The sequence below is a fragment of the Butyrivibrio sp. genome, assembly GCF_024699075.1.
The window spans coordinates 1-13363 of sequence record NZ_JAILQF010000394.1 but is presented as its reverse complement, the minus strand read 5'-3'; the positions used below and the strand labels follow the sequence as shown (position 1 = coordinate 13363).

Annotated in this window: 10 protein-coding genes; all 10 read right to left on the bottom strand. The window is 39.3% G+C overall.

The genetic code is table 11. From position 1 onward, the window contains the following. Window positions 1-1444 (bottom strand): glycogen synthase GlgA (glgA, locus tag K6G87_RS15885; RefSeq protein WP_296839441.1); only part of this gene is annotated, 1444 nt, incomplete at its 3' end. Window positions 1445-2163: 719 nt separating this feature from the next. Then, window positions 2164-2586, bottom strand: coding sequence for a flavodoxin (locus tag K6G87_RS15880; RefSeq protein WP_296839438.1), 423 nt, complete (start codon window positions 2584-2586; stop codon window positions 2164-2166). A gap of 46 nt (window positions 2587-2632) precedes the next feature. Next, the gene (locus K6G87_RS15875; protein WP_296839435.1) at window positions 2633-3190 is read right to left on the bottom strand and encodes a DUF3793 family protein; all 558 of its coding nucleotides are present in this window, start codon (window positions 3188-3190) and stop codon (window positions 2633-2635) included. Window positions 3191-3403: 213 nt separating this feature from the next. Beyond that, the gene (gene rho / locus K6G87_RS15870; RefSeq protein ID WP_296839432.1) at window positions 3404-5071 is read right to left on the bottom strand and encodes a transcription termination factor Rho; all 1668 of its coding nucleotides are present in this window, start codon (window positions 5069-5071) and stop codon (window positions 3404-3406) included. Window positions 5072-5349: 278 nt separating this feature from the next. Continuing rightward, window positions 5350-6168, bottom strand: a complete 819-nt coding sequence (truA, locus tag K6G87_RS15865) for a tRNA pseudouridine(38-40) synthase TruA (RefSeq protein ID WP_296839429.1) — start codon at window positions 6166-6168, stop codon at window positions 5350-5352. Window positions 6169-6189: 21 nt separating this feature from the next. After that, the gene (locus tag K6G87_RS15860) at window positions 6190-7401 is read right to left on the bottom strand and encodes a pectin acetylesterase-family hydrolase (RefSeq protein ID WP_296839426.1); all 1212 of its coding nucleotides are present in this window, start codon (window positions 7399-7401) and stop codon (window positions 6190-6192) included. Between the two features lie 9 nt (window positions 7402-7410). After that, window positions 7411-8082, bottom strand: coding sequence for a DUF6320 domain-containing protein (locus K6G87_RS15855; protein ID WP_296839424.1), 672 nt, complete (start codon window positions 8080-8082; stop codon window positions 7411-7413). Further along, entirely contained in the window at window positions 8082-9449 is a 1368-nt protein-coding gene (locus tag K6G87_RS15850; RefSeq protein ID WP_296839421.1) for a hypothetical protein, read from the bottom strand. The genes K6G87_RS15855 and K6G87_RS15850 overlap by 1 nt, the downstream gene beginning before the upstream one ends. A 56-nt stretch (window positions 9450-9505) precedes the next feature. After that, window positions 9506-10120 carry a histidine phosphatase family protein gene (locus K6G87_RS15845; protein ID WP_296839418.1) on the bottom strand — a complete coding sequence of 205 codons (615 nt, stop codon included), beginning with the start codon at window positions 10118-10120 and terminating at the stop codon, window positions 9506-9508. Between the two features lie 113 nt (window positions 10121-10233). Continuing rightward, window positions 10234-13068: a right-handed parallel beta-helix repeat-containing protein gene (locus tag K6G87_RS15840; protein WP_330669899.1), complete on the bottom strand. Its 2835-nt coding sequence runs from the start codon at window positions 13066-13068 to the stop codon at window positions 10234-10236. Window positions 13069-13363 lie beyond the last annotated feature (295 nt).

Here is a 13363-nt window from a genome sequence, read left to right as displayed (position 1 = left end):
ATGGCCTGAGCCAGTCGTACATCTCCTGATACTTATTAGCAGAAACCTTCCAGCTGAAGTCTACAGCCATAGCTCTGTCTATCATCTTGTTCCATTCACGCTTATTATCATAATACAGAGCCTCTGCAGTTCTTACTGTCTGCATCATCTCATGCGCATTATAATTGGTAAATGAAAAGCCTGTTCCTGTACTTTCAAACTTATTATAAGGCTGAACAGTGTCTTTAAGTCCTCCTGTCTCACGTACAATAGGAAGCGTTCCATAACGAAGAGACATAAGCTGTGAAAGTCCACATGGCTCAAAGAGTGAAGGCATAAGGAAGGCATCACTTGCTGCATAAATCTTATGAGAAAGAGCTTCTGAATAATAGATATTGGCAGAAACCTTATCACCATACTTCCATGCAAAGTGACGGAACATATTCTCATACTGTTCTGTACCTGTTCCAAGTATTACGAACTGAACCGCATCCTGACACATCTCATCCATTACACAGCTGATAAGATCAAATCCCTTCTGATCAGTAAGTCTTGAAACAACACCGATCATCATGATCTTGTCATCCTGTGCAAGTCCAAGTTCCTTCTGAAGCGCACGCTTATTGCGGATCTTCTCCTTACGGAAATTGATGGCGTCATACTTATAATCGATATATTTATCAGTTGAAGGATTGAACTCTTCATAATCGATACCATTTACGATACCTCGAAGATCATTCTCCCTTGATTTAAGAAGTCCGTTAAGACCTTCTCCATAAAATTCTGTCTTTATTTCTTCTGCATATGTTTCTGATACTGTAGTAATAGCATCAGCATACACAATACCGCCCTTTAAAAGGTCAGCATCACCAAACATTTCAAGCTTGTCAGGAGTGAAGAAATAGTCCGGAAGTCCTGTAAGGTCCTTGACTACCTTCTTGTCCCATCTGCCCTGGAATTTAAGGTTGTGAATAGTCATGATAGTCTTCATGCTACGATAGAACTCATTAGCCTGAAAACGCTCTTTAAGATAAACAGGGACAAGTCCTGTCTGCCAGTCATGACAATGTACGATATCAGGATGGAACTCAACTACAGGTAAAATAGAAAGAGCTGCCTTGGAGAAAAATGCGAACTTCTCAATTTCGAATTTAACATCATCTCCATAAGGCTTGATACCGTTGAAATAATACTCGTTATCAATAAAGTAATAGATAATACCATTAACTTCAGCCTTAAAAATACCTACATATTCTCTTTTCCAATGAAAATCCATATAGAAATTTGTCACATACTCAAGCTTGTCTGCCATCTCTTTGGCCATACATGCATACTTGGGCATCACAATTCTGACGTCAAAATATCTGCGATCTATATCGCGAGGGAGAGACCCTACAACGTCTGCCAAACCACCTGTTTTAATGAAAGGAACTCCTTCAGATGCAACAAAAAGAATATTCTTCATGATTTAATGTTCTTCCTTTCTGATGATATCTCTTTTTAAATTATTTTATTTATTTCATTATTATATCACACACCACTATATGCCACAAAGAAAAGATGGACTGCAAAATTATTCTGTTATATCATTGGAATATACACCCAAAAAACATTTTTGTAAAAATATAATAATTTTCTTTTGTAATAGTCACGAAACATTAGGCGAAAGCGCCAATAACTGCATTAAAGCAGTAAACTTTTAACTATTAATTATCTGCCAGGCCAAGGAATATCGCCTATATTTGAAACGAATTGTACTACAAATGACCATCGTTCAATTTGAATTTTTATACAATTATCATTATTTCGAATGCTTTAAAAATATTATAACGTTCGTTTTCATTTTATATTTACAGTTTGTTCATATTTTGTTCACACTAGTCATATATCATAAATTTATCGGAAGTGTTTTTAAAAATACTTCTGACTCCCCCAATAAAACTTTTTTCATACCGGGTCGTTCGGTTCCCCGCCGAGCGGCCCCTCCTCCCAAAAGAACAGCCGAAAGGCTTTATTTTTTTGCCATTTTTAACTTCAATACCTATATACTGAAAATGCCGCATAGGAATAACTCCTACGCGGCATTTTCTTTTGTTGGTTAAAAACTAGTTACATTGCAGATAATCTTCATTAAAATGAAGACTTCTTACCGGGCTCCAAAAAAGATATGAAAGCTTTAAACGGTTACGCAAGTGCTGCACCAAGGTTTTTGCAAGCTGCGATTGCATCATCATCAGGAGCATTATTGGCCATTACGCTATCTGTTGCGAGATTTGCTCCAGCTGCCTTTGCATCAGCTTCCCACAGGCGCATCCATTCGCCATCGCCCCATCCGTAAGAACCAAACAGTGCGATCTTCTTGCCTGAAAGAGAACCCTTAACACTTTCGAACATAGGCTCGAATTCACTTTCTTCGAGCTGTTCTGCGCCCATTGCAGGGCAACCAAATGCAATTGCATCATATGCTGCAACATCGCCTTCTGAAAACTGGCCTGCAGGAACAATATTAACCTCTGCTCCCTTTTCTGTTGCGCCGTCTGAAACAGCCTGCGCCATAGCTGCTGTGTTACCTGTACCACTCCAATAAACTACTGCTACTTTTGACATAACCTTATGTCTCCTTTCATTATTTAAAATTAAATAATATGTTTTTTTATATCTTAACTGCGAGTTTGGAAAGCTTAGTACCCCTGTTCCATTCCTTGCAATAGATATCAGTACATTTGTTAAAGGACTCAAATCTCTTTCTGGCAGCCTGCTCGTCACCATATACTTTCCAGGTTCCGACACATTTACAGCCATCAGGATTCTCTATAAAGCCCTTTACATCTTCCGGAGGATAACTTAGAAAAAGACCTATCTCATGAGGGAAAATCTGACCAGAATCGCAGCTTCTAAGCCTTCTTATAAGCTCCATCATACAAGAGGTATATTCCTTGCCTGCATATCCTGCAGCATCAAGGATCTCCCATACTCTGCTATCCATTAAATCTCTCTGGAGAAAAGACGGTCTGAAAATATAAAGAAGTACTCTTCCTTTGTGAAAGCGAAGCGGATAAAGACATATTCCTTTTGGAACAAGTTCATCATTAAGAGCTCTTATCTCTTCCATTGTCTTTTGCTTAGACTCATAGGCGCAGGAAATAAGATTGCCTGTCTTAAGACCGGCAAGAGTAGGTGCCCCATAGTAAACAATCTCTTTTTCCGACATAGCTCCTCCCATTAGTAATCACAAGATAATTCATAAGCACGAAGGCTCATAAGTATCTATAGTCTAGTATTCACGCTATGTTAGCTATAGCTAATTAGCAATTGCTAACACAGGATGAAAAATGACGGCCAGATAATAATTATCCGACCGTCTTTACAATACCGATTTTGAGAATGATTGTCAAGTTCATTTAGCTAATATATTAATATTTTTTTATAGCATCTGTCTCTGGATCATCTTTACAAACTCGTGATTATTACGAGTATGTGAGAACAGATTGATAACCTGATCTACTGCATTATCAGCTTTTATGCCGTTAAAGCCTTTGCGCATGTGATTAACGGATTCAAGTTCGTCAGGCATAAGAAGTAGATCTTCTCTTCTTGTAGAAGATTTGGGAATATTGATAGCAGGGAATATCCTTCTTTCCTGAAGCTTTCTATCAAGGATCATTTCCATGTTACCTGTTCCCTTAAATTCTTCGTATACAACATCATCCATCTTGGATCCGGTTTCAATAAGAGCTGTTGCAAGAATTGTAAGGCTTCCGCCCTCTCTCATATTTCTTGCTGCACCAAAGAATCTCTTAGGCATGTGTAGAGCTGCCGGATCAAGACCACCTGATAATGTACGTCCTGACGGCGGTACAACCTGGTTATAGGCTCTTGTAAGTCTTGTTATAGAGTCGATAAGGATCATAACGTCCTTCTTGTGTTCAACAAGCCTTCTTGCCCTTTCAATAGTCATCTCGGCAACTCTTGTATGATGCTCAGGAAGTTCATCAAATGTGGAATAAATAACTTCTGCATTTTCTCCTGTTATTGACTCCTTGATATCTGTAACTTCTTCAGGACGCTCATCAATAAGAAGGATTATAAGGTGAATCTTAGGATAATTCTTCTGGATTGACTTGGCTACATCTTTAAGCAGGGTCGTCTTACCAGCCTTAGGTGGTGACACGATCATACCACGCTGTCCCTTACCTATAGGACATATAAGATCCATGATACGCATGGCAATACTTCCGCCTTCACGCTCAAGAGTCAGTTTTTCATTTGGGAAAATAGGTGTCATCTTCTGGAAGCTGGTCCTTGTAGCTGCCATCTCAGGAAGATAACCATTAACAAGATTAAGCTTGATCAAAGCTCCAAACTTATCATTACCGGATTTCTCTCTTGCTATACCTTCAAGAATATCACCGGTTCTAAGTCCAAGCTTTCTTATGATACCAGGAGCTACGTATACATCATTATCACCGGGAAGATAGTTCTCGCATCTTATAAAGCCAAAACCATCAGGCATTACTTCAAGAATACCTGAAGCAGCAACTCCGTTTACTTCCTGGGACTGCTCATTTTCTTCCTTGGAAGGATCAGCAGACTTATCCTTATGATCCTGTCTTTGATCCTTAGAAAATTGCTTCCTGTTATCATGCTTCTTGGCATGTGCATCACGGTGGTCATCAGAAGAATCCGCATCAGCTGTATGCTTCTTTGCGGCTGTTCCTTCTTTATCCTTTTCAGATGCATTATCGTTTTTTTGAACATCTTTTTTTATGGATCCTTTGGACTGTGGTCCAAAGTCATGAGCTTCTTTATCAGCCTTAGCTTCAGAAGTCTTAGCTTCAGAAGTCTTACCTTTAGAAGTATCTGGTTCAGAGACTACAGGTTCAGTGACTTCATTTTTAGAGTTTTCAGCTTCAGGAGCTTTGCGCACTGCATTAGCTGCCTCTTTGCTCTTTTCTAAAGCTTCTTTTTCATCAAGCTCAACCATAGCATCAATTATCTCTGACTTTTTCAAAGATGTAATTGACTTAATACCGCGTATCTTAGCAAGTGCACGAAGATCAGGCAATTTCAGAGTTTCATATCGCTCTCTCATAAATATCCCTTTCCGGTTTTTAATAAAACTTTTTATATTGGATTTTCTTTTATGAAAAATAATTTCGTGATCAATGCGTTCTTATCATGTTTGCAATCATTGGAATTCTTATAGATGCCACAGAACATACGAAAATAGCTGAATAATAATTCCGTACACTTTTATTATCGGAATATTGTCCGAATTCATTAGTTATTTCTCCTTGGGAACAGTACAGAATAGTAACGATATTTCATATATAATAATATCACAATACGTTCGCAAAGTGGATGATTTTTTTAATAATCAACCTTAATAAGACACAGACCCTGAGCCTTAGCTGTAGGTCCTGCCAGTTTTCTGTCTTTGGCTTCAAGTATGTCTCCCACTTTTTGGGGAGTGATTCTTCCAAATCCCACTTCAAGAAGTGTACCTGAAAGGATCCTGACCATGTTCTGAAGAAATCCATTACCATGAAAATACATTCTGATATAAGGACCTTCCTTCTCGATATCTATAGAATCAACGCACCTTACGGTAGATTTCTTCATACGGGGATTGGCACAAAAGCTCTTAAAATCATGTGTACCTATAAGATATTCAGCGCCCTCTCTCATCTTCTTAATGTCAGGCTGTTCATCAAGTACAGTGACATACTTGCGGTCAAATACAGGCTTACTGTCTCCATAATAACAGGTATACCTGTAGGTTTTGCCAAGGGCATTATACCTTGCATGGAATCTTTCTGATGCATCTTTAAGATCTTCTATGGCTATATCATCAGGAAGATATCTGTTCATATAGCTTTGAATATCTGCTGCCTTCATTTCAGTATCAAGGTGCACATTTGCAACCTGTCCTATTGCATGAACACCCGCATCAGTACGGCCTGAAGCTATAACTTTAACAGGAATTTTATTTATAATGGCATCTTCTGATTCATCTTCCACCTTGCCAAGAGGAGCTCCTTTTATGTTCACATTGTTCTCTTCTTCGAGCATTCTCTCAAGAACAGACTCTATCTTGCCTTCGATAGTCATCTCTACGCCCGGCTGTGATTCCCAGCCCTGGAATCTTGAACCATCATATCTTATTGTCATCTTAAAATTTCTTTTCATAAATAATCCACTCTTATTCTTTTATATATTTGTATCTATAAGGCTCATGCCACTGTCGTACAGATCATCATGCATAGCATCATAGAGCCATTTTTCCATAGATACACCTTCACTGTTTGGAATATGGAAGTTCAGGTTTCTTATGTTTGTATGGATTGTTCCGCCCTTCATTCCGCTCTTCATGACCATCTTGTTCTTAAAGTTGTTAAGATAAAAATGAAACTTAGGATTGATCTGCCTTAGCTGTGATAACATCATCTTCATCTGCTCATGGAATTCTGCCTGAATGTCCTTATCCGAAGCAAATACCTTATTGGCAACATCGTTATAATACGCGCTCAAAAGATAATCATGTGTAGATGTAGAATACAGATATCTGAACCTATCGCCATATTTATTATATAATCTTCTGTACCAGTCAACAGTTATATTGTCTGACTCTATTGCCTGCCACAGATCATCAGAAGCCTTCCATATATCTCTTGCAGTATCGCGCCAGCCTTCATAGAGGAACTGACCACTGTCAGATAATATAGTAACATCCTTGCAGTCATTGTAATAATCATCACATATCTCTCCTGCAAGAGCAGGAACTGCAAAAGCTCCCGCGCTATCGCCTGCTATAAGAAGTCTTTTTGGCTTGTCAAAAAATCTTTTTGCAACTTCCATGGCACTTCTAAAATTTTTATATCCATGAAAATGAAGAACATCCTTTTCCCCATCAGAATCCGTGAATTCAAAATCGTTATTGCCCACATGAAGATCACCTGTTGCATAAGTGATTATAACCTGACTGAAATTTTTAAATTTATTCCTGGGATTTATATCTTCTGTGATTCCCGACCTTATGTTCATTATCTGGGTAAAAGGTCTTAGATTATTCCAATAGAAATTAGGCATTCCTGCGGTTATACTGCCGCCGTTAGATGGTCTTGCAGCCGTATATGAATTCCACGCAACGCCCCCTCCTGACAAGAAAATAAGGAGGTTTTTAGAGCTGCCTTTTTTGATATATATATAATATTCTGAGCCGTCTCCTGTTATCCCCTCAGGGATATCTACCCTGTACCAGGTATGGGGCGTAGGTTCTTCATTATCACCAAGCTTTGCAACCCCTAAATGGGTGCCTGCGATAATATCGCTAACACTATTTTCAAAATAATCGCCAACGCGGTAGGCAAATGCCAGACCGCGTTTTAAGTTTTCACTGTTTGACTGCTGTTTTTGCGCCATTGCACTCCCTTACATATTCCAGAATTTAGCTGAAGCGTTTTTCAAGTCTCTGAATCTGAACAAAATTATTGCTGCTGCAAGTATAAGATAGATTGCAAAACAGATCACAGCCGGCCACATAAATACATTGGTCTCGCTTATAACAGGTATTATCTGAAGCATGGCTACTATAAAATCAAGGATCAGATAATTGACATAGTCTTCAAGATGAGCCTTGGTTGCGATTCCTATTGCAATTGTAAATACAAGAAGAGCTACAAGCACTATAGGAATTATCCAGGCTATATCCCAGCCTCTGTTACCAAGAATACGGTTTGCAATATAGGAAAATACCATGACCGCATATGCTTCAAAGGTTACAAGCTTTAATACATTACCTCTTAGCATAAGGGCAACTACCATATCTATCCAGGCCATAAAGCTTATTGCCATTACAACTCCCGGCCATGAGAAATCATCTCTTCCAAGTTCGTGTATAAGCAGAAATCTTGCTGATAACATAACTATAAAAATAACGGCCAGGATAAAGGTAAGTATTTTAACAAGAGATACTCTTGATACTCTCTTTTTAAGAACAGGATATACTGGGTCTTCAGGTGTTCCTGTAAGGCGGCCCTGACACAGCGGACATTCTGTCTTATATCCTCTAACTTTAACTTTACATTTAGGACAGTATTGCATCAGACAGGTTCTCCTTCCATATCACCATTTGTATCTTTTACTTTTTCGAACTCAACTTCCTTACCCTGATTCTTTTCCCAGATAAGGACTGTATCGATATCAACATTATGATCAGAGCTTGTAACTTCTACGTCAATGCCCATTTTCACAAGCTTTCTGAAGAAATGAAGCATGATCTCATGCGTGGTATATGCGCTGACTTCTCCAAATACCATCTTGTCTTTAAAGCTTGAAACGCATATCTGCTCTGAGATTGCTGTCATAAAGCAGGAAAATCTGTCTATATAAATAGCAGTTTCCGGAGGCATTTCAATATTACCAAGGTTGGACATTGTACTTGTCACGCCCTTCTTGGCAAATCTGTTGATCATCTGTACAGCTATATTTTTAATAAACAAAGGTACAACCTTTACTGCTATATTGTGCTCCAAAGCCGCATAAGAATTCATTGTCATTCTTATCTTATCTTCCGAGAGCTGATCAGCAAATGACTGCTTTACAAATTCTATTATCTCAGGAAGCTCTTCGCCCTGCTTGAAAAGGTCATATACTATCGTGATAGTTCCATAGAAATTACGCGTTGTCTCTGAAGGGAAATACTGACGCAGATTTACGGGAACGCTGACAACAATAGGTCTTTTCCTTTCGCGGACAGACATCTCTTCTATTACAGCAGCTATATAAATGGAAGTTGCCATTATACCTACTGAGGTATTGTATTTTTTGGAAAGTTCCTTGAACTGCTTAACAGATATGCAGCCTTCTATAAGATGCGGCTGCCTGTCAGGATCAAAATCCCCATGAAGGGCATAAGCTTTTTTGCTGGAAAGAGATTTAAGCTGTTTAAGACCTGCCGCCTTCTGATAAAAGTGACTGAAAGCATCATCATCCTTTTCCTCTTTGGAAGAAGTCTCTTCATTCCAGTCTGAAAGATGAAGATTATACCTTTTAGCGATATAAACAGTCACAAGCTTTCTGAAGAATATAAGAGCGCCTGTACCATCTGCAAGAACATGGAACATCTCAAGATTTATGCGCTTTTTGTAATAAAATACCCTGTATAAAAGCGTCCTTCTTCCGGGGAAATAGATCTGAGAACATGGAGGAAGGTTCTCTTCCTCTACTATAGGATGCAGATTATCTCTGTGCTCAAGATAATACCAGAATACACCTTTCCTTAGAACACTGTTAAAATATGGAAATTCCTCTATTACTTCATCAAGTGCTTCCTGTAAAACTGCAGGATTAACACTATCCATAAGTTCGCAACTTATTCTGAAAACTCTTGTATTGGCTCCCTGGACTGTTGACGGAATGATCTTAGCCGCATTATCCAGCTGATACCATTTTCTGCTTGTATTTGCCATTTCTGCCTCGTTGACCGGCTATATGCCGTTATTTTATATATCCAAATTACTATAGCTTATTCATTTAGAAAAGATACATCTTTTTCTGATAAAACTCCATCTTTAAACTCAAAACCAAAGAACTGACAGTTCCCAACTTTGATATTCCAAAAATCCGAAAGATCAATTCCTTTAAGATTTATAAGAAGAGCTCTCATGCAGGCTCCATGAGTCTGTATCAGAACATTATCATCAGGACCAAACTTCTTCTCCTGACTTTTGAGAGAAGAAATAAAGTCCCCTGCTCTTGATACTATACTATCATAGGTCTCTACACCCTTTTTAGGTTTACAGTTGACATATTTCTGAGGCTCTTCAAAAAGATCTTTTTCCCTTGCTTTGACAACGTCATAATCCGTGCCTTCAAGCTCGCCGAAAAACATCTCCTTGATACGCTCATCTATAGTAAACTCACTTCTTGATATTCCTGTAATAAGCTCTGCTGTCTCTATTGCCCTGTCAAGTGGGCTTGAGTATACCTTTTTGATACTTATTCCATTATTCTTAAGTCTGACTCCGGCTTCAAGAGCCTGCCTTCTTCCATTGTCATCAAGAGGAACATCTGTAGCTCCCTGAAAGAGTCTCTCCTTGTTCCAGTTAGTCTCACCATGTCTTACAAAATACCAGTACATAACAAAAAACTTCCAATCTTTTATAATAAAATGATATTAGTCATATAAGGCCTGAATTGCCCCGCTTCTGCAAAACTCTTGCAATTCTCAAACATTCATAAATCCTAACTACATTATTGTAACTCATCTACAATAACATCGCCTGATGCCCGTCTTACAGCCTCTGCTGCCTGCATCAAAGTCAGGAACTTCTTGTTTTTTACAAGCTTAAGCTGCCTCTTGGCAAAGCGAAGCTGTATGCCATAATGATTAAGAACAGGACCTTCAGCTGCACTTACCCTCTCTTCCATAATATCAGGGTCCTGCAAGTCCTTGTCAATGTAGATGCGAAGAAGAGCTGCTATGCATCTTCCAAGCGCCATTGTACCATCACTTCTTTGAACGCTTACAGTATCTTCAGCTTCCATACTCCACGAAGGAATATAATGGCATATTCCATAAGCACAGTCAATTTCAGTGATACCACTGTCTCCTTCAAGATGAACCCAGGCTGTGTTATCTTCTATGAATATCTCGGAAACCTGTCTTACCTGCTCTTTGCTGGTCACAGATATGCTCTCGCAATCAACAAGAGCTATCTGGCAGTGAAGATTCTTCTTCCTGTCACGGGATGACTCGTCAGAACTTTCGAACATGTCACCATCTTCTACATCAGTAATTCCTTCGTTAGAAGCATCTTCCAAAGCTTCATCAAATGATATTTTATTATCTGAATTACTATTGCCTGAAGCTTTATTATCTGAGGTATTATAGCCTGAGCCTTTATTACCTGAGGTATTATAGCCTGAGCCTTTATTTTCTGAGACTGTATTATCTACGCCTTTATAATCTGAGACTGCATTATCCAAAACCAAGTTACCTGCGTTTTTATAATCCGACGCTTTAACATTTTGAGGTATTGCAGGACGCACACCTTCTATAAGAACAGGATTTCTGTAACTTCCTGTCCTGAATAATACATATCTTTCAGCAGGTACTTCAAAAGGTCCTGCCGTAGGTCTTATACTTCTGTGATTACCGATAATATCTGTATCAAATACGATAACAGAGCCATCAGTATTTTCAAATCTCTGCTCAGGTTCAAAGGCCATTCCAAGCTCGTTACTTGTCAGAAGCCTCTTTTCCCCTCTTGGAAGAAAAGCAAAAACATTGGTAGTAAATACGCATTCATTGCCCTGATCAAGCACCCTGAACATAACCTGATGCCTCGTATCCACATAGGCATCCTTTTCTTTGGAACAGGCTACTGCTCCGTTAAAATAATAATTGCCTTCAAAATAAACCGGTAGATGATCATAATATGCATCCCTGCCTGAAGGCCTTGTCTTAAACTGCGCAAAGTACTCTTCTGCAAGCGGATAATCATCATATGCAATGGTTCCGCAGGTAAGATCATACATTCTCATAGAAGGTACTTTCTTATTCTCAAACTGCATCATAAGGTCTTCACGGACAGGCTTTTGCACGAAGACATTGTTGCAGAATCTCGCATCACCGTGAAGAATAGTCATAAAGCCGGCTATCATTGTAGAATGTGGGACATGATAAGGCGTGTATCTTGGCGTTGCAAATACTCTTCCGCCATTATCCGTGCCTCTTCCTACATAGGAAAAAGAACCTGCGATAAAATTATGAACAAGCGCTATTCCCTGTGTTGACAACCTACAGGCTATATCTGACAAAAGAATATTGTTGTCAATAAGAGTAGGGCCATGCGATACTTCTACAAATATATCTTCGCCAAGTGCAAGGCCGCTTTTGATCTGTGTCCCAACAGGCGGAACATTATCATGGAAAAGGTTTTGCGTTACCCTGGTTCCTTGTGCCTGCCAGTCAAGCCATAAGCCCCTTGTACAATGATCAAAACGGTTTCTTCTTATCACAGTATCTATCGCCGCATGAAGCTTTATACCACCAATCTCAGCTCCTGCAAGATTCTTCTTGCAATTTATATGATGAATATGATTATCTTCGATAAGAGAAAAGACACCGCCCATATGTCCGACAATTCCTGCCTGACCACAGTCATGAATATTGCATCTTCGGATTATATGAGATCCTACAGTCTCCTTGTCCCAGCCTTCATTTACTGCCTGACATACAGCATCTCGCTGAGTCTGAGTACCGTCTTTAATATAAGTTTTAGACCATTTATTGTCATTTTCAGGCTGAAGGTACTTGCCAAGTGATATTCCGCTACATTTGGATTCAGATATCTCGCAATCTTCTATGATCCAGCCCTTAGACCAGTGAGGTCCAACCATTCCTTCCTGAACGGCCGTAGGCGGCGCCCAGTTAGTTGCGGCCTGGCAGATCTTAAATCCCGAGAGCGTTATATAACCTATTCCTTCATGGCTTGGATAAAAGCATGAAGATCTAACGCTGATCTCAACATTCTCAACGTTTGGATCATAGCCTCTGAAATTGGCCTTGAATATAGTATAAAGCCCATCTCTTGACTGCTCGCAGTACCAGACAAAAAGAGTATCTCCTGGCATCCATGAGGTCTTTTGCATAACGGGATTTTCAACTTCTTTGTAACTGAAAACCTCATACATTGATCTTCCGTTCAAAAACACATCACCAAGATGAGCCTTGCACGAAACATCGTACCAGTCTCCTTTTACAAAATTTTTATAAGGATTTCGTCCGGGAAATATAGAATTGGGAACTTCTAAGGTCCAGACATTGTCAGATTCTTTTTTCCAGGATTTGACAACCTCTGCACCTGAAATCACCGCTCCAAGAAGGCTACTGCTCCTATAGATTATAGGTTCACCCTCTTCGCCTCCTCTTGGCGGATCAACGCTTTCCCTGTAAATACCCGGAGACACGATTATCTCATCTCCGGGAAGTGCTACCCTGGAAGCCTCTGAAATAGTTTTAAACGGATGCTCTCTTGATCCGTCACCACCGGCATAATTATTCTGAGCTACATAATAATACATACTTCCACTGCCTCCCTAAAAGAATCAGACAAGATCAGTAAACATTATTATACATTTGGCCACAAAAACATGACCACTTATCCCCTGAATTCACCAAATAATTATTTTAATGATATAGATGTCAAAAGTTCATTTTGGTGCTTATATCATTTTAATGAGGTAGGTGTCAAAAGTTCCTTTTGACACCTTATGACTAACGGATTGTTCCGTTTCTTCGAAACTCTCACAATCCTAAAACATTCGCAAATCCGCACTACGTGCTACTTTGCTCATGTTTTGCGGGTCATAAATTCAT

Excerpts from the sequence above, each read along its gene's own strand:
- K6G87_RS15880 (WP_296839438.1), bottom strand. The coding sequence starts at position 2,586 with ATGTCAAAAGTAGCAGTAGTTTATTGGAGTGGTACAGGTAACACAGCA.
- K6G87_RS15875 (WP_296839435.1), bottom strand. The coding sequence starts at position 3,190 with ATGTCGGAAAAAGAGATTGTTTACTATGGGGCACCTACTCTTGCCGGT.
- rho (WP_296839432.1), bottom strand. The coding sequence starts at position 5,071 with ATGAGAGAGCGATATGAAACTCTGAAATTGCCTGATCTTCGTGCACTT.
- truA (WP_296839429.1), bottom strand. The coding sequence starts at position 6,168 with ATGAAAAGAAATTTTAAGATGACAATAAGATATGATGGTTCAAGATTC.
- K6G87_RS15860 (WP_296839426.1), bottom strand. The coding sequence starts at position 7,401 with ATGGCGCAAAAACAGCAGTCAAACAGTGAAAACTTAAAACGCGGTCTG.
- K6G87_RS15855 (WP_296839424.1), bottom strand. The coding sequence starts at position 8,082 with ATGCAATACTGTCCTAAATGTAAAGTTAAAGTTAGAGGATATAAGACA.
- K6G87_RS15850 (WP_296839421.1), bottom strand. The coding sequence starts at position 9,449 with ATGGCAAATACAAGCAGAAAATGGTATCAGCTGGATAATGCGGCTAAG.
- K6G87_RS15845 (WP_296839418.1), bottom strand. The coding sequence starts at position 10,120 with ATGTACTGGTATTTTGTAAGACATGGTGAGACTAACTGGAACAAGGAG.
- K6G87_RS15840 (WP_330669899.1), bottom strand. The coding sequence starts at position 13,068 with ATGTATTATTATGTAGCTCAGAATAATTATGCCGGTGGTGACGGATCA.